This is a genomic window from Bradyrhizobium sp. LCT2 (assembly GCF_009931255.1).
GTDB classification, from domain to species: Bacteria; Pseudomonadota; Alphaproteobacteria; order Rhizobiales; family Xanthobacteraceae; genus Bradyrhizobium; species Bradyrhizobium diazoefficiens.
In genome coordinates this window covers 8,910,478-8,932,665 of sequence record NZ_CP034432.1, presented here as the reverse complement: position 1 = coordinate 8,932,665, position 22,188 = coordinate 8,910,478, and the positions used below count along the sequence as shown (strand labels likewise).

At 61.2% G+C, this 22,188-nt stretch carries 19 protein-coding genes and 1 pseudogene; 15 read left to right on the top strand and 5 right to left on the bottom strand.

The genetic code is table 11. From position 1 onward, the window contains the following. Positions 1 to 92 precede the first annotated feature (92 nt). Positions 93 to 1,013 (bottom strand): non-homologous end-joining DNA ligase, encoded by a 921-nt coding sequence (gene ligD / locus EI171_RS42175; protein ID WP_161537181.1) that lies wholly within the window; start codon positions 1,011 to 1,013, stop codon positions 93 to 95. Positions 1,014 to 1,118: 105 nt separating this feature from the next. Here ligD and EI171_RS42170 point away from each other — a divergent pair, with 105 nt between their 5' ends. Next, a complete protein-coding gene (locus EI171_RS42170) occupies positions 1,119 to 1,307 on the top strand; it encodes a DUF3606 domain-containing protein (RefSeq protein ID WP_161536670.1) in 189 nt (62 codons plus the stop codon). Positions 1,308 to 1,349: 42 nt separating this feature from the next. On the opposite strand, the gene EI171_RS46295 is transcribed toward EI171_RS42170, so the two are convergent. Further along, positions 1,350 to 1,613: a hypothetical protein gene (locus EI171_RS46295; RefSeq protein WP_246740402.1), complete on the bottom strand. Its 264-nt coding sequence runs from the start codon at positions 1,611 to 1,613 to the stop codon at positions 1,350 to 1,352. Between the two features lie 592 nt (positions 1,614 to 2,205). Here EI171_RS46295 and EI171_RS42165 point away from each other — a divergent pair. From EI171_RS42165 to EI171_RS42130, 8 genes and pseudogenes are all read left to right on the top strand, one after another. After that, positions 2,206 to 3,168, top strand: coding sequence for an ArdC family protein (locus tag EI171_RS42165; RefSeq protein ID WP_161536669.1), 963 nt, complete (start codon positions 2,206 to 2,208; stop codon positions 3,166 to 3,168). A gap of 95 nt (positions 3,169 to 3,263) precedes the next feature. Continuing rightward, entirely contained in the window at positions 3,264 to 5,384 is a 2,121-nt protein-coding gene (locus EI171_RS42160; RefSeq protein WP_161536668.1) for a ParB/RepB/Spo0J family partition protein, read from the top strand. 183 nt (positions 5,385 to 5,567) lie between these two features. After that, positions 5,568 to 6,845: pseudogene (locus EI171_RS42155) on the top strand (SAM-dependent methyltransferase); the annotation flags it as partial. After that, on the top strand, positions 6,800 to 7,864 hold the full coding sequence (gene trbL / locus EI171_RS42150; RefSeq protein ID WP_246740401.1) for a P-type conjugative transfer protein TrbL: 1,065 nt from the start codon (positions 6,800 to 6,802) through the stop codon (positions 7,862 to 7,864). The pseudogene EI171_RS42155 and the gene trbL, both read left to right, overlap by 46 nt. A 49-nt stretch (positions 7,865 to 7,913) precedes the next feature. Next, positions 7,914 to 8,594: a conjugal transfer protein TrbF gene (gene trbF / locus EI171_RS42145; protein WP_097669062.1), complete on the top strand. Its 681-nt coding sequence runs from the start codon at positions 7,914 to 7,916 to the stop codon at positions 8,592 to 8,594. A 2-nt stretch (positions 8,595 to 8,596) separates the two neighbouring features. Next, positions 8,597 to 9,571, top strand: a complete 975-nt coding sequence (gene trbG, locus EI171_RS42140) for a P-type conjugative transfer protein TrbG (RefSeq protein ID WP_161536666.1) — start codon at positions 8,597 to 8,599, stop codon at positions 9,569 to 9,571. After that, the gene (locus EI171_RS42135) at positions 9,568 to 10,773 is read left to right on the top strand and encodes a TrbI/VirB10 family protein (protein ID WP_097669064.1); all 1,206 of its coding nucleotides are present in this window, start codon (positions 9,568 to 9,570) and stop codon (positions 10,771 to 10,773) included. The genes trbG and EI171_RS42135 overlap by 4 nt, the downstream gene beginning before the upstream one ends. A gap of 5 nt (positions 10,774 to 10,778) precedes the next feature. Beyond that, positions 10,779 to 11,021, top strand: coding sequence for a DUF2274 domain-containing protein (locus EI171_RS42130; RefSeq protein ID WP_097669065.1), 243 nt, complete (start codon positions 10,779 to 10,781; stop codon positions 11,019 to 11,021). Between the two features lie 255 nt (positions 11,022 to 11,276). Here the strand turns inward: EI171_RS42130 and EI171_RS46290 are convergent, their stop codons facing one another. Next, complete coding sequence (locus tag EI171_RS46290; RefSeq protein WP_246740663.1) at positions 11,277 to 11,453, bottom strand: hypothetical protein; 177 nt, start codon at positions 11,451 to 11,453, stop codon at positions 11,277 to 11,279. An 86-nt stretch (positions 11,454 to 11,539) separates the two neighbouring features. Between EI171_RS46290 and EI171_RS45180 the strand changes: the two genes are divergently transcribed. The 6 genes from EI171_RS45180 to EI171_RS42100 all read left to right on the top strand — a co-directional run bounded on the left by EI171_RS45180 (position 11,540) and on the right by EI171_RS42100 (position 19,457). Further along, positions 11,540 to 11,833, top strand: a complete 294-nt coding sequence (locus EI171_RS45180) for a hypothetical protein (protein WP_202633236.1) — start codon at positions 11,540 to 11,542, stop codon at positions 11,831 to 11,833. 1,024 nt (positions 11,834 to 12,857) lie between these two features. Beyond that, entirely contained in the window at positions 12,858 to 14,180 is a 1,323-nt protein-coding gene (locus EI171_RS42120; RefSeq protein WP_161536665.1) for an NtaA/DmoA family FMN-dependent monooxygenase, read from the top strand. Positions 14,181 to 14,511: 331 nt separating this feature from the next. Further along, positions 14,512 to 15,921, top strand: a complete 1,410-nt coding sequence (locus tag EI171_RS42115; protein WP_246740662.1) for an ABC transporter substrate-binding protein — start codon at positions 14,512 to 14,514, stop codon at positions 15,919 to 15,921. Then, the gene (locus EI171_RS42110; protein ID WP_161536664.1) at positions 15,918 to 16,883 is read left to right on the top strand and encodes an ABC transporter permease; all 966 of its coding nucleotides are present in this window, start codon (positions 15,918 to 15,920) and stop codon (positions 16,881 to 16,883) included. The genes EI171_RS42115 and EI171_RS42110 overlap by 4 nt, the downstream gene beginning before the upstream one ends. After that, positions 16,880 to 17,743, top strand: a complete 864-nt coding sequence (locus EI171_RS42105; RefSeq protein WP_161536663.1) for an ABC transporter permease — start codon at positions 16,880 to 16,882, stop codon at positions 17,741 to 17,743. Before EI171_RS42110 ends, EI171_RS42105 begins: the two co-directional genes overlap by 4 nt. Before the next feature lies 1 nt (position 17,744). Then, positions 17,745 to 19,457, top strand: a complete 1,713-nt coding sequence (locus EI171_RS42100; protein ID WP_161536662.1) for an ABC transporter ATP-binding protein — start codon at positions 17,745 to 17,747, stop codon at positions 19,455 to 19,457. Positions 19,458 to 20,082: 625 nt separating this feature from the next. Here EI171_RS42100 and EI171_RS42095 read toward each other — a convergent pair. Next, positions 20,083 to 20,292, bottom strand: a complete 210-nt coding sequence (locus EI171_RS42095) for a hypothetical protein (RefSeq protein ID WP_161536661.1) — start codon at positions 20,290 to 20,292, stop codon at positions 20,083 to 20,085. 519 nt (positions 20,293 to 20,811) lie between these two features. Beyond that, complete coding sequence (locus EI171_RS42090; RefSeq protein ID WP_161536660.1) at positions 20,812 to 22,182, bottom strand: integrase arm-type DNA-binding domain-containing protein; 1,371 nt, start codon at positions 22,180 to 22,182, stop codon at positions 20,812 to 20,814. Positions 22,183 to 22,188: the final 6 nt, after the last annotated feature.

Here is a 22,188-nt window from a genome sequence, read left to right as displayed (position 1 = left end):
CCCCCGATCGGCAATGCCGAAACACACCGGAATCGTCAGCGGACTTTCGGGGGGCTTGTTCGCCCACTGCCAGAAGCGATCGAACGCATCCATCACAGGTCCTCCCGCAGGCCCCGGAAGAAGGGGTGGCGAACCTTTCCCTCGGCCGACTTCGCGCGATACTCGATCTCGGCCAAAAGCTTGGGTTCGACCCAGATGCCCTTGTGACCGATGCGCTTGGTATATGGTTGGGTCTTTCGGATGAGGGGTTTAAGCCGCTTCTGCAGATCGGCGGCCGAGACCTTGTCGAAGCCGTGGTCGACTTTGCCGGCGTAAAGCAGATCATCGCCCTTGCGCCGGCCGACGTAGATGCCGTCCCACTTCGTCCCATCGAGTGCGAAACCGGCAATGGTCAGCGTCTCACGCTGTACGCAGGTCTTTTTGACCCAATCATTCGTGCGTCCCGTCGGATAGGCGCTGCCCCGGACCTTCGAGACCACGCCTTCGAGGCCGAGCTTGCAGGCGTGCGCGAACATTTCGCTGCCGTCGATCTCGAAACTTTCGCTGAACTGGATATCGGTGCCGGTCAGGATCTTCTTGAGTTCGGCCTTGCGCTGAAAGAGCGGTAGCTTCCGGATATCTCGGCCGTTCAGATAGAGCAGATCGAACGCTACGAGCACGATGCTCTTCGATTTGCCCTTGAGCTCGTTCTGCAGGACCGAGAAGTCGGTCGTGCCGTCGGGGGCAGGTACCACGATCTCGCCGTCCACCACCGCCGAGTTCGCCTTGATCCGCCAGGCGTCATGGGCGACCTTCTTGAAGCGATGCGTCCAATCGTGGCCGCGCCGGGTGAAGATCTTCGCCGTCTCGTTGGCCAGATGGACCTGAACACGGTAGCCGTCGAACTTGATTTCGTGACTCCAGCGCTCTCCGGATGGCACCTTTTCGATCGAGGTGGCCAAGGCCGGTTCGATGAAGCCGGGGAAGGACGCCTTGACGCCGATAGCCGCCGGCTTTTTACGCTGAAACGCCACTGAAGAACTCCACGCTACAGCCGATTCAAATTGACACAGTTCGAATCGTTCCGGAACCGTCGAATCCTTGTTGCGTTGCCTCGACGCCACGAACAGGAGGTATCCATGGCGGCAGCGAAGAAGTCAAAGACGGCGCGCGGGCGAAAACAGGACCGGGCACGGGTAGCCGGCGGGCAGGACTACGAAGTGCGGTACGAGGCGAAGAAGACAGGTAAGTCGGCGCCGGCGGTGAAGAAGGCTGTCAAAAAAGTCGGCAATGCGCGGAAGCGCGTGGAGAAGCGGCTAGGCCGCTGAACCGCAGGGCTGAGTTGGCGTCGGTGCTCGGCGCCGGTCCTTCTAGTCAGGGGGACATTCTGGGCAGGTGTCGCCGATCGAGTCCAGCACGTCGCGAACCGCGGCCACCGCTGCATCGGGGGACACGTCTGCTGGCGGGTCTCGACGGGCCATATCGAAGGCCCGCTCCCGCGCATGCGGATCGGCGCGGTCCTGCATCCAGCCGTGCTCCTCGCACTCGCGGATGGCGCCTACTTCTTGGAGAACGTGGATCGCCCATCCCCGCAGTGTACGTATTGGTGGCCTTCGTTCACTGGTCATCAGCATTGAGATAGACTCCGAATACGACGAATCCTGTAGCCCGTCGTTTGTTCCGGCTGCTAACACAAGGCTGGGATTCCCAGTCAGCAAAGAACAGGGTTTCCCCATTCCGAGGCCGCTGTGAAAAGTGCCAGGCGGTTCTCGCGGGATTGCCTGAATCACGTCCGCTCAGGTCTTTCACTGCGTGTGCGCGTGCGGCCAGAGCCGCACCGGGCTCTCGTGAACCGAGCCGCGCAGCGTCTCGGCCGTGCGGCTTCGATCCCTCGCGCCAGAGCTTTTGGTGCTCCTCGCCGGGGGCACTCGGGAAAGGGGCCCGCCGTCATGCCGGCGTCGCTATCACTGCCCCATTCCCGGGTGCCCTTTTAACCGGTCTCGTCGCTGCACTCGGTCCCGCGTGCCGCCTTCGGCGTCGCTATGCTCACGCTCCTGCGGGTGCCATTTTCCGTTTAGGCGATGCGCCTCTGGCGCACGCCTGGTCGGGCCTGCGGCCCTAAGTCAGATTGCGCAAAGGGCTGAGAGTAAGAGTGCGGGCTGGGTTTATCCGTGACGGGTTACGAGCTGCGAGAGAGACTCGCGGCGCCCGTCGCGGAGAACCGCGATGCCAAACCCTACTGTTGGTGCGCGCGCCGGCCAGGACCGCGCGAACCTCTATAACGAAATCACCGACAAGATCATTGCCGAGCTTGAGGCCGGACGCGTCCCCTGGGTTCAGCCCTGGGGTACGGCCGCGGCGAAAGCGCCGTTGGCGATGCCGAAAAACGCGTCGACCAACCGGCAATACAGTGGCGTCAACATTCTTATCCTCTGGGGGTCCGTTATCGAACGCGGATTCACCGGGCAAAGTTGGCTCACCTTCCGCCAGGCGCTCTCGCTTGGCGGCCACGTTCGCAAGGGAGAGCGCGGCACCACTATTGTCTACGCGGATCGTTTCGTGCCGAATGACGAGAAGCGACGCGCCGCTGAGACAGGCGAAGACGCGCAAGCGATTCCATTCCTCAAACGATTTACCGTTTTCAACACCGATCAGTGCGAGGAACTGCCTGACGGCATTGCAACCGCTGCGCCGCCACCGCCGGCTGGCCTCATCGAACCCACGGTCGAAGCCCTGATCAAGGCCAGCGGAATTCCATTTCGGATTGGTGGAGTTCGCGCATTCTATGCAACAGTCGAAGACTATGTTCAGGTCCAGCCGCCGCAGGCTTATTTCGAGCCGATCAACTGGCACCGCACCGCGTTGCACGAACTCGGTCATGCGACCGGGCATTCATCGCGTCTGAACCGCGACCAGAGCGGATCCTACGGTACGAAGAAATATGCCTTCGAAGAACTGGTCGCCGAGTTGAGTTCCGCTTTCAGCTGCGCGTCGCTCGGGATCGTCCCAACCGTTCGCCATGCCGACTATATCGGCTCCTGGCTTGAAGTCCTGCGCGAAGACAATCGCGCCATCGTGCGTGCCGCCTCGCAGGCTAGCAAGGCCGCGGACTATTTGCTCGGCTTCGTTGCCGACATCGATCCCGCCGCGGCCGCGGAAGCAGGGATAAGCGATCACGAAGCCGCGTGACGTTGTTCCAGGTCAGAGTGAGAGGAGCGGAGGGGCTTCGCGACGGGTTGGAAGCCGAGAGAGAGTCTCCTGGCGGCCCATCGTGGAGAGTCCAAATGACGAAAGTCCAGAAGATCACGCTGTCGCCGTCGCGCGACATCCCCTTCAACAAGTTGGTGCTCAGCCAGTCCAACGTGCGGCGCGTGAAGGCCGGTGTTTCGATCGAACAGCTCGCGGAAAGCATCGCCCAGCGCACCCTGCTGCAGAGCCTGAACGTTCGAGCAGTCCTCGACGGCGAGGGCAATGAGACTGGCATGTTCGAAGTGCCCGCCGGCGGCAGGCGTTATCGCGCTTTGGAGCTTCTGGTGAAACAGAAGCGCATGGCGAAGACGCAGGCTGTTCCGTGCGTCGTCCGCGAGGGCGGCATCGCAGAAGATGACTCGCTCGCGGAGAATGACGAACGGGTCGGTCTGCATCCATTGGACCAATTCCGAGCGTTCAGGACTCTGAGCGATGCTGGCCTCAGCGAGGAAGATATCGCCGCGCGCCATTTCGTGACCCCGGCGATCGTCAGGCAACGCCTGCGGCTGGCGTCGGTGTCGCCGAAGCTGCATGAGGTCTATGCCGAAGACGGCATGACTCTCGAACAGCTCATGGCGTTCTCCGTCACGGGCGATCAGGCTCGCCAGGAGCAGGTCTGGGTGAACGCATGTCGCTCCGGCCATGATGAGCCCTACCAACTTCGGCGGGCGTTGACAGAAAATGCCGTCCGCGCCTCGGACCGTCGGGCTCGCTTCGTTGGTGTTGACGCTTACGGGCAAGCAGGCGGCGCCGTCGAGCGCGACCTCTTTCAGCATGATGATGGCGGTTGGCTGCAAGACGTCGCGCTGCTCGATCGGCTCGTTACCGAAAAACTCACCGCTGAGGCCGAAACCATCGCCAGGGAAGGATGGAAGTGGATCAAGGTTGCTCTCGACTTCCCCTTCGGTCATGCCACGGGCCTTCGGGAACTCGATGGCACACCTGCCGACCTCACCGCGGAGGAGCAGGCGACGATCGACGCCCTGAAAGCCGAGCATGCCAAGCGGGAATCCGACTACCAAGACGCCGACGAGCTGCCCGACGACGTCGATCAGCGCCTCGGTGAAATCGAAGCTGCCCTGATTGCGTTCGAACAGCGCTCGATCATCTATGATCCCGTCGACATCTCCCGCGCCGGCTGCTTCGTCAGTATTGATTCCGAAGGACGGCTCTCGGTGGACCGGGGCTATGTCCGACGCGAGGACGAAGCGCCGCAGGAAGATCATCCGGCTGTCGGGCAGGACGCCCATACATCGTCGAGCGGCGGCCAAGGGTCAAGTAGTCCCACTGTGCAGCAGACGGCCATCTCGGTTGCTGGCGGTGCTGCTGATACCGAGGATGATGACGAGGATGCGGCGCGACCGCTGCCGGACCGTCTCATCACCGAACTGACGGCGCATCGAACCCTGGCATTGCGGGATGCGCTGGCAGAAAATCCCGCGATCGCGTTCCAGGCGGTGCTGCACAACTTCGTGCTGACCGCCTTTTACCGGTTTGCCTCCTCCGGAAGTTCTCTTGAGATCGGACTTCACACGCCGACCTTTCCTGCTCAAGCCCCTGGCCTGCGAGAGAGCGCGTCCGCGAAGGCCGTCGAGGCGCGGCATGAGTCCTGGAAAGCACGGTTGCCGAAGGGCGAGAACGATCTCTGGGATGCGCTCACAGCTCTCGACGGTGCCGCTCAGGCGTCCCTGTTCGCTCACTGTGCGTCATTTGCGGTCAACGCCGTCTACGAGCCGGCCAGCCGCTACATTCAGGGCCGCTTCTCCGTCCATGGTGTCCGCACGCGTCTCGACCAGGCCAATGTGCTGGCGCGCGCGGTCGGGCTCGACATGGTGCAGGCCGGCTGGCGACCGACCGTCGATAACTATCTCGGCCGGGTCACTAAACCTCGCATCCTGGAAGCGATCCGGGAAGCCAAGGGCGAGTCGTCGGCGCAACTGATCGACCACCTGAAGAAAGCTGACATGGCGAAGGAGGCTGAGCGTCTGCTCGATGGCTCGGGCTGGTTGCCGGAACCGCTGCGTCTGGTCGACCCCAGCGCGTCGTCGGTGGAGCAGGAGGGTGAAACGGGCCCGCTGCCCGAATTCCTCGCCGACGATGAGGATCGAGAGAACGCCGGCGACGATGATCCGCAACAGCTCGACGCGGCTGAGTGACATCGTTGAGCGGGATGGCTCCGGCCATCCCGCAGTTGCTTGGGGACCGGTGTACAGCGCCGGTCCCCATTTTTATGGGCGAGGGCTGAGAGGGAGAGCAGGGCCGGGAAGGGTTTGAGCCGTCGGGCCAAAGGAGAGCGCCTGATGGTTCGACCCGTTCCTGCTCTCCCGAGAAATCCTGTCATGACCAAATCTCTCGCGGGCGGCGCTGCCGCCGCGTTGCTCTCGATGCGTGCCGCTGCCACTCTCACCTCTGCCGCCGTCGGGGCCGCGCGACGGCTCTTGACGGATCTCGAACGCGGCCGTCGCATCGATTCGGCCGTCCTGCGTAGCGCCATGGAGGCTGCATTCGGTGGCTCGGACGCGGCCGGCGCTTGGAACTGGAAGACCGCCTATGACGTCTGCGAGGCGGCAACCGTTCTCTTCCTGCGCAAGTTCGGTCCGGCCATGCGCGCCAGGGCTGGCTCGACGGCCGCGATGCTGCCAATGCTCGCGAGAATCGCGAGCTGTCTGCCGACTCATACGCGGCGTTCCGAAGACAGTCAGGCGCTTCAGCAATTCTCGACACCGATCCCGCTTGGGCTGGCCGCATGCGCCGCAGCCGGTATTACGCCTGCCGACCGCGTTCTGGAGCCATCCGCGGGGACCGGCTTGCTCGCCATCTTTGCCGAGCTCGCCGGCGGCTCTCTGATGCTGAACGAGTTGGCCGAAGGCCGCACGGCGCTGCTGGATCATTTGTTCGCCAACGTTGAGGTCACGCGGTTCGACGCCGCGCAGATCGATGATCATCTCGACGTGAACCTCGTACCAAACGTGGTTCTGATGAACCCGCCGTTCTCCGCGGTAGCGAATGTCGATCGACAGATGCCGGACGCCGCTTTTCGGCACATCGCTTCGGCGCTCGCGCGACTTTGCGATGGTGGGCGCCTCGTCGCCATCGCGGGCGCAGGCCTTGCGCCGGATAACCCGGCGTGGCTAGAGGCCTTTGTTCGCCTCCAGGAGCGCGGACGGGTCGTGTTTTCCGCCGCGATCGACGGCGCCGTCTACGCCAAGCACGGCACTCAGACGGATACGAGATTGCTCGTAATCGACAAGTCGCCTGCTGCCGATCCAAAGGCTTTTCCTGTCTCACAAGGCATGGCCGGCGATGTCGCCACCTTGCTCAATTGGGTAACACAGCATGTGCCTCCGAGGCTGCCTGTCGCCGCGCCGGTCGTAGCCGACATCGTTAGGCGCCCTGCAATGCCCCGATCGGCCGGCGCCATTGCACCAAGCCCCTCGTCCACTTCGGGGAGCGCACCCGAAGGTGTGAAACTTGCGTACGAGACCGTCGAATGGTCGCCGCCGGAAGGCGCCCGCCTCACCGACGCGCTGTACGAGGAGTACGGATTGCAGTCGATCCGTATTCCCGGATCATGCGCACATCCGACCAAGCTCGTGCAATCCGCGGCGATGGCTACCTGATCGGCAATTGGAATAGCCTTGCCCGCATCGTCTTTGAGAGTTTTGCAGGTCTTGGACTGAAGGCTTCGGGCACAAGCCTCTCATCGGCGGATTTCTTGCGGCCGGGCCGAATCGCCCAAGTCGGGCTCGATGCCGGCCGTCCCATCCTTGATTCGATTTCCTCGCTGATGGGCTATGTCAGCTTCTTCGAGAACTTCGTCCAGATCGCGGTTCTCCTGTTCGCTTGGATCGTGGTGCTACTGGCCTTCTTTGTCCTGGCCATCCAGCTCTTCGTCACGCTGATCGAGTTCAAGCTGACGACACTTGCCGGCTTCGTCCTGATCCCCTTCGGTCTGTTCGGCAAGACCGCCTTTGCGGCCGAGCGGGTGCTGGGAAACGTGATCTCGTCAGGCGTAAAAGTCCTGGTCCTCGCGGTCATTGTCGGCATCGGATCGACCTTGTTCTCGCAATTCACGGCAGGTTTCGGCGGCAACCAGCCAGCCATCGAGAACGCGATGGCGCTGGTGCTCGGCGCTCTCTCCCTACTTGGTCTCGGCATCTTCGGACCTGGCATCGCCAACGGCATCGTTTCTGGCGGCCCGCAGCTTGGCGCGGGTAGCGCGGTCGGCACTGGACTTGCGGCTGGTGGGGTGATTGCGGCTGGCGCCGGCCTTGCAGCCGGCGCTGCCGGTCTCGCCAGCGGCGCCATCGCGGGCGCGTCGCGCGGCGGAAGCGCCATTGCGAGTGGTGCGGCGAGCGTGTTTCGGACGGCGAGCCACGCCGGTTTCGAGGCGAGCGGTTCGGCTGCTGCAAGCCCCTTGCGCTCAGTCGCGGCAGGTTTTGGCGATGGCGCGAGCAATGCCGGTAAGAGGGAAGGGGAAGCTTCTGGCGCGTCAGACAGTGCACCCGCATGGGTTCGTCGGATGAAGCGGGCACGGACGGTCCAGCATGGGGCATCAGCTGCAACGCACGCGATTCGCTCGGGTGATCACGGCGGAGGCGGCGGATCTGTCGACCTCTCGCAAGGGGATCGCTGATGCTTTCTCTTTTCAATCCCGTTCTTGGTCATCTCTTGGGGGGCAAACGATGTTCAAACGATCGGCCGTGCACTATGGCCGCACACCGGCAGCAGTCACTCCTTATCAACGCGCAGCCCAGGTCTGGGATGACCGCATTGGCGCGGCGCGCGTTCAGGCCAAGAACTGGCGTTTGATGGCCTTTGGCTGCCTTTTCCTCTCTGCTGGTTTTGCCGGCGCTCTGGTCTGGCAATCAGCGCACGGCACGATTACGCCTTGGGTGGTCGAGGTCGATCAATTGGGTGAAGCAAAGACGGTTGCGCCGGCAAATGCCAGCTATCAGCCGACAGACCCGCAAGTCGCGTTTCATCTGGCGCGCTTCATCGAGCACGTGCGCGGCCTGCCGATGGACGCGATCATCCTTCGCGAAAACTGGCTCCGCGCCTACGACTTTACGACCGACCGGGGCGCGGCGGCACTCAACGACTATGCTCGGAACAACGATCCGTTCGCCAGGCTCGGCAAGATGCAAATTGCAATCGAGGTCTCGAGCGTGATCCGGGCTTCGCCAGAGAGTTTTCGTCTGGCCTGGATCGAGCGCCGTTACGACAACGGTCAACTCGCCGCGACCGAGCGATGGAGCGCGATCCTCACAGTCGTCGCGGAGATGCCACGTGACCTGGACCGGCTGCGGAAGAATCCACTTGGCATCTATGTCAACGCCATCAACTGGTCGAAGGAGTTGGGCTGACCATGCCGTCACATGTTCTTCTTGCGTCACGGAAAGTGCGGCCGCGCTTGCCTCTGGCTCTTCTAATCTGTGTCTCCACTCTTAGCGGCTGCTCCACGTTCAAGCCGCCGCAAATCAGCTATGATAGCGAGCTTCCGCCGCCGCCCGATTTGCCGGCGCCTGCCGATGATCGTCCACGGCCGCTGCATGTGCCACCTAGCTGGAAGGCTGCACGCGGCGGCAAGAGCGCGGAAGCCAAGGAGCCCATCGAGCGCATCGAAACGGCAAATGATGCCGCACGGGTGCAGCCGCGCAAAGCCGGCTACTTCAATGCAGTGCAGGTGTTTTCCTATAGCCCGGGCGCCCTCTATCAGATCTATGCCGCGCCGGGTCGAATTACGGACATTGCGCTCGAGCCCGGGGAGCAGCTGATCGGCTCGGGGCCGGTTGCAGCTGGTGATACGGTGCGGTGGGTTGTCGGCGATACCGAGAGCGGGAACGGTGACACGCGTCGTGTCCACATCATGGTCAAGCCGACACGCCCCTCGATTGAGACGAATCTCGTCATCAACACCAACCGGCGCACTTACCTGGTCGAGCTCCGCTCCCGCGAAAAGCCCTATATGGCTTCGGTTGCGTGGTTCTATCCGGAGGATGGAGGCGCGCGTCATCGGGCTCTGTCGCCGACGCCCTTCATCCCGGATCTAGCAGCGCGCCGCTATCGCTACGCCATCGAGGGCGACAGCCCGCCCTGGCGTCCGGTCAACGCCTACGACGATGGCCGCAAGGTCTATGTCGAGTTTTCGCCGGGGATCGGGCAGGGCGAGATGCCGCCGCTGTTCGTGATCGGGCCTGACGGCAAGACCGAGCTCGTCAACTACCGCGCCTACGGCAACCTACTGATCGTGGACCGGCTGTTCGCGGCCGCGGAACTGAGGTTGGGCGAGGAGCACCATCAGAAGGTCAGGATCGTGCGGACCGACGGGAGGCCGCAGTGAGCGATACTAGCCACGCAAATGACACGCCCAACGATGCACCTCGCGTTAAGCCGCCGGGCGAGATCGCCGAAACCCTGCGGCTCCGGCCGGACCGTCAGCAGGTGGCGCGCCTGTCGCGCAAGGTGCTTGCGGGTGGTGGCGCCCTTGTGCTCGTGCTCATCTCTGGCGCGGTGTTCTGGGCTCTGCAGGAGAAGCGATCGCGCACTCCGGCGTCGGAAGGGCTCTACGCGACCGATCACCACAGTGTCGCCGATCAGCTTGCAACCCTGCCCAAGGACTACACCGAGATCCCGAAAAACGTGCCTCGTCTCGGGCCTCCTTTGCCAGGCGATCTCGGCCGGCCGATCGTCGCCGCCCAAGGGTCGTCGACTTCGAGCCCGCTCGGGGTTGATCCCGAACAGCAGCGCGTCAACCAGGAGAGCGAAGCGGCACGCACCAGTAAGGTGTTTGCCAGCACCAACGTCCGTCCGTCGGCCGCTGTGACGGCGCCCAATGAAACTCCTTCGAATGCCGCGACATCGTCCGATGAAGCGTTCGCGCAGAATGGACAGGACCGGAAACTTGCTTTCGTAAGTGCATCCGTCGATCGCCGCACCACCAGCCCAGATCGACTGACGAGGCCAGCTTCTCCATTCGTGGTGCAAGCCGGGACCGTTATTCCGGCTGCTCTCATCACGGGTATTCGGTCCGATCTGCCGGGGCAAATCACGGCGCAAGTAACAGAAGCGGTCTACGATTCCCCTACCGGCCGAGCCCGCCTTATCCCCCAGGGAGCAAGACTCATCGGCACGTACGACAGCCAGGTCGCCTTTGGCCAGTCGCGCGTGCTGCTGGTTTGGTCCCGGCTCATCATGCCGAATGGGCGTTCGATCGTGCTGGAGCGCCAGCCCGGGGCGGACGCAGCGGGGTACTCAGGCCTCGAAGACGAGGTCGACAATCACTGGAAAGAGCTCTTGGGCGCCGCCGCGCTTTCAACCCTGCTCGCCGTCGGCACCGAGGTGAATTCCGGAGCGGATACGGGTAGCACGAATAGCGACCTCATTGCTGCGCTCCGGCGCGGGGCGGGGGATTCCGCGAATCAAACTGGCCAGCAGCTGGTCCGCCGCAATCTCAACATCCAGCCGACATTGACGATCCGCCCGGGATTTCCGGTGAGGGTCATCGTCAACCGCGATCTGGTGCTCGAACCGTACAGAGGGTGAGGACAATGGCCAAGCTGAAGCTCGGAGCGATCGAGGACGATAAGCCGACCAAGGTGACGCACGAATTGCCCGCGAGCGTCCACCGGGACCTTGTCGCCTACGCCGAAATCCTGGCTCAGGAAACGGGGCGGCCGCCCCAGGATCCGGCAAAACTGATCGCGCCCATGCTGGCGCGGTTCATGGCGGCGGACAGGAGCTTTAGGAAGGCCCGACGGGAGCGTCAACGCCCGAGGGGAGGCGAGGGGTAGCGCTCGGAGAGCAGCTTCAAGAAGGCGGCCAACGCTGGGTTATCATTGTCGGGCCGCCAATAAGCCGAAAAGTCGAAGCGGCTCGGACCGCCGCCGTCGCGCAGCTCGCGGTAGACGAGGCCCCCATAGTTAATGTCGGATTCGAGCACCAAGCTGATTCCTGTATTCATGCTGATTAGGCTCTTGATGATGTCGCGGCTGACGTCGTGGTGCTCGAATTTTGGGACGGTTTTCAGGCGATACCGAGCTTGGAGATTAGAAAAAATCTTTTCCCGGATCGTAATGACTCAGAAACACCGTCTCGTCCCGCAGATCAGTCCAGTAGACAGTGTCCCGCGCCGCGAAATGATCATGCGGTAAGACAGCCAGAACACGCTCGCTCCACAGTGGCAACGCGTTAATGTCGAGTAGTGGTCGGCTCCCAGTGACGATTAGGACATCGAGAACGCCGTTGCAAAGTGCGTTGCCAAGCGTGTTCGTGATCGTTCAACCGCCGCCAGCTCGATCTGCGAGAACCGTTGCTTGAAATCAGAGATCGCGATCCTCGTAGTGGTCGTCAACAAGGTGGCTGCCAACATTGCTGCGGCCGTTCATCGATTCGACGCTACGACTATGCGCGTCAGCAATTCGATAGAACATGGCGGCTGCCTGACACACATGATCTGGAGTCGAATCTGTCCACCGTCGCGGCTGTCGCCGATCGTACGAGCCAAGCAGCCGTAGATGCCAAGACTGCGTCATCCGATGTGGCTCTTCGTACCGCCGAACTGCGCCGCGTAATTGGAGGCTTTTTGGAAAAAGTTGCAGCCTAGGAATCCAATGGATGGATTGCCAAGCCCGAAGACGTTGTGAGCTGTTGGCACCCGATTTGTAGGATTGTCCTTTCGGCACGTGCAGGGGCGCCTGACGCGAACCCAACTTTACCACCTGCAACTTCAATATCTCGTCAAGTGGGAGGTCCTGGCCGTTACGCTTGAAACATTCGGTTTGGATGGCTGTCTGTCTGCTTTCCATCAAGCCGGCATATGCAGTGCTCTTGGGCGTCTCGCTAACTATGGAGAGACGATCATGATGGCCAATTTCACAAAGGCCGAGACAGTCGTCCTGGGCTGGCTTGCCACTGTTGAAGTTGGAAACAGACCCAATGTCTCGCCGACGAGGCTGCGATCTTGTCTTCCTTGGCTTCGCACGCATGACGATCTTCACCGCATCATCGGGCAAAGGACGCTGCAGCGCCTTGGGCTAATCCTACGGAGCGCGCGTCCATTTCCGGACGCAAGAGTGCCATCGCACCCTCCGAGACCAGCGCTCGCAGGCCAGACGGGAATCACATCCGGTTCGCTATGCAACGCAGGCCAATCCGTACGCAAGTGACGCTTAACCGCGGGTGAGCATCGGATCCAGCCATTAACGAATTTCTGCGCGACTGCAAAGAACTCTGCGCAAATCCTGCGCAGAGGGGCACGTGAAGGGATCGTCGTAGAAGGCAATACCAAGTCGCGCGATTACTTTGAAATACGCAACTATTGCGTTCGTGTGCCGCGCAGCTAGCTTTGCCATCACCTACGGCAGAGCGTCGGCCGTGGAATTTTCGAGAGAAGGCACTCATCGTGGCTTGTTCGCAATGAAGTCGCAACGCAGAGAAGGGGTCGGGCTGCTGACGCTAGTTGCGCTGTATTCGTGTTTCACCGCCGCTCACAGCTGTCGCGAGCGTCGTTCCAAGTCAGTTTCCACGCATCATAGCTGCTGTGCAGCGCCGCGCCCGATTCGGCCGCACAGTGTTGCGGCCGCAATTAGCTGCCTTTGAATTCACGGTCCCGAGAGAATCAATCTTCTATGACCCGTACGCTGCATATTGGCCTTAATCTACACGGCGCGGGCGGTCACTCCGCGTCCTGGAGGCGGCCAGGAACCAATCCAAGCGCTTTCTTCGACATCGAGCACTATGTTCGGGCCGCGAAAGTCGCCGAGACTGGCCTGCTGAATGCTGTATTTCTCGCGGACACGCCCGCGATACCCTCTGACATTACTCGTCAACCGCCGCTCAATGGGCTGGAGCCGACGCTCGTCCTCGCCACGATCGCGCGCGAGACGAAACATATCGGACTGATCGCAACTGCATCGACGACCTATAACGATCCCTACAATCTGGCGCGGCGTTTCCAGTCGCTCGATGTCATCAGCGGCGGACGGGCCGGCTGGAATGCCGTCACAACCTCTAGCCCTGCAACGGTGGCGAACTTCGGTGGCCGCCAGCTCGGCCGCGAGGAGCGCTACAGCCGCGCGGAAGTCTTCGTCGAAACCGTCCGCGCCCTCTGGCTGAGCTGGGGCGAGGGAACGATCATCGCTGACCAGAAATCCGGAGTGTATGCCAATCCGGCTCAGTTCCGGCTACTTGATGAAAAGAAAAATCCGTTCGCTCTCCGCGGGCCGCTCACTCACCCTGGCTCACGACAAGGTCACCCAATCATCGTGCAGGCCGGAGGGTCCGATCCTGGCTTGCGCCTTGCCGCTCGCAGCGCCGACGTTGTGTTCTCCGCCGCTGGCGATCTCGCGACGGCACAGCGTGAAGCGGGGCGCCTGCGCTCCCTCTCGCAGCACTTGGGCCGGCGCTTGGCTCCACTGATCCTTCCTGGGCTCGTCACCTTCATCGGAGGCACCGAACAGGAGGCGCAGCGTCGCAAACAAGATGTCGACGAATTGCTTGATCTGGAGCGGGCCCTGACTGCTCTGGCGCGAAGCATTGAGGTGCCTATCGAAAAGCTCAGCCTGGACAGGCCCATTCCGGAGGAGCTATTGCCCGATCCACATCATGTTGCGTTCTCGGTCGGTCATCACCGCACGATCGAGACCTTGGCACGGCAAGGCCGCACGGTTCGCGAAATCATCGGCAGTGTTCAAGCCTTTGGCCATCGCCTGCTGGTGGGCACTCCCGAGCAGATTGCCAGTTCGATCGGAGAGTGGTTTCGCGCAGGGGCGGTTGATGGCTTCAACATCATTCCGGACGTGCTCGAAGATGGCACTCCGGCCTTTGTCGACCATGTCGTTCCGATCTTGCAGCGGCGAGGGTTGTTCCGGACCGAATATCGCGGCGAGACGCTGCGCGAACATTTTGGCATCCCCGCAGCCGAGCCTGCAGAACAGCATGCAACTGTCTGATCGGCTGATGCCGCGGTCTTACACCAAACAATGTGGAGCTTGATATGTCTCGATCGGACGAACCCTCGCTGGAACTGTCTAGCCTTCGACCGACAGGTCACAGAATGCGAAAGGCGATGCCCGTTCTGTTATCGGTTGCAAGCCTGTCGCTGACTGCTGTACCGCCTGGCGCCTCTGCAGGAAACGCTTCATCCGACAATCCGAAGCACGGAGGCATCATTCGATACGGCCACTTCCAAGAGCCTCCTTGCCTGTACGGGGGCTGGGTACAGCAATGGTACCTTCAGCGGCAGTTTAGCGACAATCTGGTGCACGCAGCAATGACGGAAAAATACTCCCCTGGCTTGCAACATCCTGGGCAACTTCGGAGGACAGGAAGGTCTATACGTTCGAGATCAAGCCAAATGTGAAATTTACGGACGGCACAGCCCTCGATGCGCAGGCCATTGCTGATAATATCAACGGATGGCTCAGCACTAACCCGGATCTTCGAAATCCCACCGCTGCTCCTTACCTCAGCGATAGCTTTGAATCGGCAACTGCTATTGCACCCCTGAGCTTGCGCATAACGCTCAAAACACCGTTTGAGCCGCTGCTCAATGTCCTCGCCCAATCGTCCCAGGGCATCTTGTCGCCAACCGCACTCAAGCGGGGCCTTGCTGCGAATTGCGAAAGCCCTGTCGGATCGGGGCCGTTCATCGTTGAGAAGTGGTCTCACGGGCGAGAGGTCATATTCCGCCGCAACCCCAACTACAATTCGGCGCCGGCCACCGCAAAGCACCAGGGCCCGGCTTATGTTGATGGTATCGACTGGAAGTTCCTTGCCGATCAGACGGTCCGATACGGCTCACTGCTCACGGATGAGACCGATGCCGCGTATGACATTCCGGCTGTCGCGTGGAAGGACGCCAACTCCCGCTTCAACGTGTTGCGGCACATTACCGGCGGTACCCCGTTGCGCCTCGCGCTTTTTGCTGCACGGCCGCCGTTTGACGACGTGCTTGTCCGCCAGGCATTCGCATATTCGACCGATCGAAAGGCTGCCATTGAATCGTCCTTTCTGGGCTCTTTGCCATTTGAAGGCAATGGCGCGCTCAGCCAGAGCTCGCCGGAATATATCAGCGAGTTTGGGCAATCCTATGCGTACGATGTTGGCAAAGCCAATCGGCTCCTGGACCGGGCTGGTTGGACCGAGCGCAACAAGGGCGGCGTTCGCGTCAAGAACGGTAAGCCACTTCTCATACGGATTTCTTACTCGAGCGCCTTTCTAAAGCCCGATGGCGAGCAGGCTCTGCAGGTACTGCAGAGCCTGGCAAAGGCGGCTGGATTTGACGTGCGCCTTCAGCCGACAAATCAAGCGGATTTCTTTGCCGGGAAGAATCTCGGGCTCAACGATTACGAGATCGTGCTCTTGTATTGGGTTGCGCCGGGTGCTGAGATCTTTCGCATTTCATGGAAGCCGGACCAGGATGGCCAGCGCAACGGCTTTAATCCATCTCGCTATCAGGACCAGGCGTTGTGGGATGTCATTCAGAAGGCGGAACAAAGCTTCGATGATGCGTCGCGCACCGCCCTCTATCAACAGGCCGAGCGCAAAATCATAGATCAAGCGCCTGTGATTGGGTTTACGGTTCTGGACGTCACTGTCGCCACTGCGAGCAATCTTAAAGACGTCTGGTTGGACCGCGGCTCGGTCGGCGAGCCGGTCTTCTATGACGCCCACTTCACTGACAAGAAATGACATTCGTGAACCTTGCAGCCCACAGTCCAGCTGTTTGGTTGGTGCGGCGGTTCCTGTCCGGTGCCGTTGTCGTGTGGGCTGCGGCGAGCTTCACTTTCCTCATTCAGTGCCTGCTGCCGGGCGATCGGGGGCAGATCATCTTCAGTGTGAGGAGTGGCAATGTCGGAGAGGCGCCCGCCGCGGAGCTTGCAGCGATCAATGCGAAATACGGCTTTGATCAGCCGCTTGCTATCCAGTACGCGAAGTACATCTGGGGCATTCTGCATGGAGATCTCGGTCAATCCTACCAGCAGCATCGGCCGGTGCTCGAGATCATCGCAGAACAGATTGGCCCTACAATCGTGCTGGCGATCGCAGCACTCGTGGCTGCATGGGTTATCGCCATCCTAACCACCTTGTTTGCTGCCGGTAGAGACAATATCGGGGCTAAGCTGCTCAGTGGGATGCAAGTTTTTTTAGCAACCTTGCCGCCTTACTGGCTGGCGACCATCCTACTCGTCGTCTTCGCAGTCCAATTGCGCGTTTTTCCGGTTGTTGGGGGCAACTCCGCCATGGGCCTCGTTCTTCCAACGCTCGCACTGGCTTTGGAGTTGTCAGGCTTTTTCGGGCAGGTGGTCCTGCATGAGTTCACGCGTGTGCTCGACCAACCGTTCGTAACGTCGGCGCGAGCACGAGGCATGGGAGATCTTGGCGTCAGATTCCGCCATGTCCTGCGTCATGCGGCTTTGCCTGGCATCACGTTGTCGGGGTGGGCGCTTGGCAAGCTGCTATCTGGAGCAATCTTGATCGAGGCGGTTTTTGCGCGCCAGGGGCTCGGCGGCGTCCTTGTCGCCGCAACGTCTTCACGAGACGTACCAGTGGTCTCAGGGGCGGTTTTGATTTCCGCCGGTCTGTTCGTCGTTGCCAGCTTGGTCGTCGATCTCACCTACCGGCTGGTTGATCCGAGGATCAAACTGACATGAGCACGTTTGCCGAAGCCACCCTGTCTTCGCTGTTCGGCGGAGGGCGGGCGACCGCCCGCACTATTCCCGCACGGGTCTACGGTGCTGCCATTACAGCGGCGTTCTTTATCATCGCGGCGATCGCGCCTAAACTGCTGCAGACACATGATCCGCTGGCGATAGATTTAGCCGCCTCGCTGCGAGCCCCTTCGGTCGCGCACTGGCTAGGGACAGACCAATCCGGCCGTGATCTCTACTCCCGGATTGTGGAGGGAGCAGGTCAGTCCCTGGCCATCGGCTTTGGGGCAACCGGCTTAAGCATGTCTATTGCATTGATCCTCGGGGTTACGGCCGGACTCGCAGGGGGCGCGCTCGACAACATTCTCAGTCGTCTCCTGGACGTGCTCTTCGCACTTCCCACGCTGTTCCTCGCGCTTCTCTTCGTCAGCGTCTTGGGGCCATCGCTCTCGACCGAAATCATAGCGGTCGGAATCGGCACGGCGCCGGGTTATGGGCGCATGATCAGGGGCCAGATCCTTGCCGTCAAAGGAGCGGCCTATGTGGAGGCGGCCAAGGCGATCGGGCATCCTTATCCGCGTATTGTTTTGAAGCACATTCTTCCAAACGCAATGAGCCCACTAATGGTGATGATGACGCTGGGCGTTGGCCAAGCCATTATCTGGGCCTCGGGCCTTGCATTTCTCGGCCTTGGCGTTGCTCCACCGGCGCCTGAATGGGGCGCGCTGCTCAACGCCGGACGCAACTATGTGATCTATGCGTGGTGGCTGGAGATCATGCCGGGCTTAGCCGTCGTGGTATTTGCCCTCAGCGTCACTATTCTCGGAAGCTATTTTCAAGATCGTCTGGAAGGAAAGGCCTGACATGCTGCACGTTGCTCCGAAGCTTGTCTCCCAGCAGACAGACCTCCTCAACGTCGATTCGCTGCGGGTCTCGTTCGGGCGCAATGTTCCTGAGGGCACAGCTGTGCGCGGCGTGTCCTTCTCACTTCGGCCGGGGCGGTGCCTCGCCATTGTCGGCGAGTCCGGCTCAGGCAAGAGCGTGACCTCTCGCGCTCTCGTGGGGCTTGCCGGCCGGCGCGCGCATGTCCATGCGCGCCAACTGAGCTTTGCCGGGATGGACCTGGCATCACTCGACGATCGCGCCTGGCGGCGGATCCGTGGCAAGGAAATCGGCTTCGTTCTACAGGATGCACTGGTCTCCCTTGATCCGCTCCGGGAGGTCGGCAAAGAGATTGGGGAGGGATTGCTTCTTCATCGTGCGGTCACTTCCCGCGAGGAGCTCGATGAGCGTGTGCTTGAGCTCCTCAAACTCGTCGGTGTTCCTGATCCCGAGATCAAAGCCCGGCAACTCCCGCATCAATTATCCGGTGGCCAGCGCCAGCGCGCGCTCATCGCTGCGGCACTTGCGCTCGATCCACGCCTCCTGATCGCGGACGAGCCAACTACCGCCCTGGACGTGACCGTGCAAGCTCAGGTGCTGGCACTGCTTGGGGGGGCCAAGGCGCGCGGCAAGGCCCTTATCCTGATCAGCCATGACCTTGCGGTGGCCTTGCGCCTTGCGGACGACGTCATGGTCATGCGCGAGGGCGAAGTTGTCGAGCGTGGATCGGCAGACCACGTTTTCCATGATCCGCAACACCCCTATACTCGCCAGCTCCTCGACGCAGTGCCGTCGAACCGTCCGCGCGGCTCGCGCCTGTCTCGAACGCCGGCAACCCGGCTGTCGATCTCGGCGCCAAAGCCGCCGCAGCTGCCCTCCGCCGATGCAAGTCGAGTTGTGCTCGGCGCGACTAACCTCGTGAAGCGCTTCAAGGGTCCGGACGGCATCTTGCGAACCGTCGTTAACGACGTATCCTTCGAGCTGCGATCTGGTGAGACATTGGGCATTGTCGGTGAGTCCGGATCAGGCAAGTCCACAACCGCTCGGATGGTGCTGGCCCTGGACCTGCCAGATGAGGGAGCTGTTCAGTTTGATGGGCAGCCCTGGACCGCGCTCAGGGAGCGCGAGCGCAGGGCGAGGCGCCGTTCCATCTCGATCATCTACCAGGATCCTTTGAGCTCGTTTGATCCTCGCTGGACGGTTGAGCGCATCATATCCGACAGCCTTTCCCGGGACATCGGACCGAAGCAGGAGCGGCGCAGGCGCGTGATTAAGCTGCTGGATCTGGTCGGGTTAGCGCCTGTCTTCTTGGGGCGCCGCCCGCTCGAGCTCTCTGGGGGGCAACGTCAGCGGGTCGCCATCGCGCGCGCGATTGCCCCAGGGCCGTCGGTGATCGTCTGTGACGAACCAGTGTCTGCCCTCGACGTGTCAATTCAGGCGCAAATTCTGGATCTCCTCAGCGACCTGAAAGCCCAGCTTGGCATGAGCTATCTCTTCATCTCGCATGATCTTGGGGTCGTGCGTCATCTCAGCGACCGCGTGATGGTCATGCGCAATGGTCGTGTTGTCGAAAGCGGCGAGACAGAGCAGATATTTGTCAATCCACGCGCAGACTACACCAGGCGCTTGATCTCTGCCGTGCCGCGCCTTGTCGAACCTGATACAGGCAATCGCGTCTCCAGCGTTTTCCCTTAGTCGTCCGTTAAGAACGTGAGCGCGCACTGACCTCGCGCGAGAGTGCTGCCACGAACGGTTGGGGTGATGGCAAAGCCGGCGAGCGCAGGCCGTGGCGCTGCAGGATGCCGCTCTGGCGAGTGTTGGCCTCGCTGAAGAAAAAGCTCGCGGCCTAGCAATGAAACCATGTTCTAGCCTCATTTGAGACTGGAATCGCAGATTAATACCTCCCGCGCGCTAGAGCGGGGGGCAGCGAGACGTGGCGAACGGGCGGCGACGTAGTGTCTATGCTGCGCAGATATTGGTCGACGGCAGTCCTGTGCGGTGCAAGGTCCGCCACCTCACGGATTCCTCTGCGATCGTCCAAATCGATAGCGCGCCTTTCGTGCCCGCGGCTTTCGGCCTGCGCGTTCCAGGTGCTGGCTTAGATATTGATTGCTCGGTTGTATGGCGTGATGAGCGCCGTCTCGCCGTGAAGTTTCTGAGCTGACCGCCAATCTCTTTGTCGACGTGCGTCCCTACCCTGAACTCGGACCGTATAGAGTTGTAGGAATGCTGATCCAGACGTAACGTGCAAACTGGCGCGCCGGCTTGACCGGCGTCGCCCTTTTTCCGGCCATTGAGTCGTGATGCCGCTGCGAGCGGCTTATTTCACACCCACCTGGTCGACACTTTCGAAAAAGGAAACCGAGAATTGGCAAAACTTACCGATGTTCTCGCGGCAGTCGATGCCCTTGACTTTGATCCCGCGAGAGGTAAACGCGTGGCGCGCCGCCTGAGCGAGGCTGGCAGATTCCTTCTGGCGGTTCGTCTCGGGCATCCGACTTGGCGAGGACGATGTCCTGCGCTTGATCATGGCAGTGGCGACCTGGCCAAAACTTCGCCAAGCAGAAACGTTTGTCGAGACTTGCGGAGCGTTGACGCCCGAGGGCGCTCATATTGCTGACGATGTGCCAGACTGCGTTCCCCGGAATGCATCCGATGCGATCGCGGCAGAAGTCGAATGGCCCGTAGAGGCGACGTCGAGGCGCGGAATTCAACCTTCGTCCGATCGTGGCCAGACATGGTGATTGAGGGCCGTAATACCCTCTGTCGCGCGTTTTCGCCAGGCGGGCGCCGATGCTGGACACTGAGCATACGATGGACACCGGGCGGCGACCACGATTCCGGTCGCCGCTGTTGCTGACATTCTTTTGCATTCGCCCCCGGCAGAGAATCTTTCATGCAACAAGCTGGGGGATTTCCTGTTCGACCAATCGCAATAATCGGGTGTTGCGTGTCCAGAATTTGAACCTACTCGCGGACCATTTCTCGCCGACATCAGCTTGCCACGGATTGAATTTGGGCAACTTATCCAACTGATGATAGGTGTGACTCAACCCTGCGCGCCTCCCTTGATCGGCATTACCTTCTTGGGATCGAGCCAGTGGTCGATCCGATCAGCCCAATGCTGCATCAGCTTCGTACGCGAGCCGATCAGTGCGAGCGGTCCGTGCTTCTTGTAGAGACCTTCCACGGTAGAGTTATCGAGATGCGCGAGCTGCAGCTCGACGACATCGCCATCCCAAGCCTTGGCATCCTTGATCTCTTCGTGGTGAGACAGGGTCGAGAAGGTGGTCCGGAATCCGTGGGCGCAATGATCAGTCTTGGTGTCAATGCCAAGCAGCCGCAAGCGTTTGTTGAGCGTGTTGTTCGATAGCGGGGCATCCTTCGAGCAGGAGAACGCGTACCGGCGATGGCCGGTCAGTTTCTGAACGCTGCGGAGGATTGCGAGTGCCTGCCGTGACAAAGGCACGACATGGTCCCAACCGGTCTTCATCTTGACGGCTGGAATAGTCCAGCGTTCGGCGTCCCAATCGACCTCGCTCCACTCCATTTCATTGACCATGCCGGGGCGGGGAATGGTCAGTGCATCGAAGCGCAAGGCAAGGCCAACAACGTCACTAAACTTCGCTCTCGTCCACGGTGCGCTGATGAGTTTGAAGACGCGCGTCACGTCGCGTGGTTCGGTGACGCCGGGACGCGGCGTCGAAATGTTGGCAATCATCTGCCCATTCAGGTTGCGAAATGGATTGTAGCCGTCGCCTTCGACATCGGCATAGTCGAAAATTTGCTCACCGATACTGCGCACGCGATCGCGGGTTTCGAGCTTTCCCTCGGCTTCGTATGAACGCATGAATGCGAGCACGTCCGGACGCTTGATGTCCTGCCTGTGCAGCTTGCCGAAGCGATCCTTGACGTAGCCGACGCGGAGCTCAAGCACCTCGATGGTCTTGGGGGCGCGCACCGCGACGATCCTGCCGCGTTTGACTTTCTCCACCTTCTTCTTGGCAAGCCACTCGTCGGCCCATTGCCCGAAAGACCGGGTCGCCGCCTGCCTGTGCTTGGCCAATTGCTTCTCGGTGCTCGGGTCCTTGTCTTCCTTGAGCTGATCTTTGGCCTTGTCGCGCTCGCGCCGCGCGTCGGCAAGCGAGAACGTGCCATCGCTACCATTGCCGTAAGGACCGATGGAGTAGGTTTTCTGACGGCCGTGGAAGCGATAGCCCATCCGCCAGAGTTTGGAAGCAGAGTTGCCGGGCCTGCTCACGTCCGGTGTGACGAAGAGATAGAGGCCGCCGCCGGTCACGTCGGAAATCTTGACCGGGCTCCAGGTGCCCCGGCAAAATTTCGGTCGGGCGGCGCGGCAGTCGACGTCCGTCTTGATCCGCTTTGGGTTGGCGTGCGCGCCGTCGTTCTTGCGGGCCATCTGCTC

Coding starts and splice junctions, on each gene's coding strand:
- EI171_RS42170 (WP_161536670.1), top strand. CDS start 1,119: ATGGCGGCAGCGAAGAAGTCAAAGACGGCGCGCGGGCGAAAACAGGAC.
- EI171_RS46295 (WP_246740402.1), bottom strand. CDS start 1,613: ATGCTGATGACCAGTGAACGAAGGCCACCAATACGTACACTGCGGGGA.
- EI171_RS42165 (WP_161536669.1), top strand. CDS start 2,206: ATGCCAAACCCTACTGTTGGTGCGCGCGCCGGCCAGGACCGCGCGAAC.
- EI171_RS42160 (WP_161536668.1), top strand. CDS start 3,264: ATGACGAAAGTCCAGAAGATCACGCTGTCGCCGTCGCGCGACATCCCC.
- trbL (WP_246740401.1), top strand. CDS start 6,800: ATGCGCACATCCGACCAAGCTCGTGCAATCCGCGGCGATGGCTACCTG.
- trbF (WP_097669062.1), top strand. CDS start 7,914: ATGTTCAAACGATCGGCCGTGCACTATGGCCGCACACCGGCAGCAGTC.
- trbG (WP_161536666.1), top strand. CDS start 8,597: ATGCCGTCACATGTTCTTCTTGCGTCACGGAAAGTGCGGCCGCGCTTG.
- EI171_RS42130 (WP_097669065.1), top strand. CDS start 10,779: ATGGCCAAGCTGAAGCTCGGAGCGATCGAGGACGATAAGCCGACCAAG.
- EI171_RS42120 (WP_161536665.1), top strand. CDS start 12,858: ATGACCCGTACGCTGCATATTGGCCTTAATCTACACGGCGCGGGCGGT.
- EI171_RS42110 (WP_161536664.1), top strand. CDS start 15,918: ATGACATTCGTGAACCTTGCAGCCCACAGTCCAGCTGTTTGGTTGGTG.
- EI171_RS42105 (WP_161536663.1), top strand. CDS start 16,880: ATGAGCACGTTTGCCGAAGCCACCCTGTCTTCGCTGTTCGGCGGAGGG.
- EI171_RS42100 (WP_161536662.1), top strand. CDS start 17,745: ATGCTGCACGTTGCTCCGAAGCTTGTCTCCCAGCAGACAGACCTCCTC.
- EI171_RS42095 (WP_161536661.1), bottom strand. CDS start 20,292: ATGATCAAGCGCAGGACATCGTCCTCGCCAAGTCGGATGCCCGAGACG.
- EI171_RS42090 (WP_161536660.1), bottom strand. CDS start 22,182: ATGGCCCGCAAGAACGACGGCGCGCACGCCAACCCAAAGCGGATCAAG.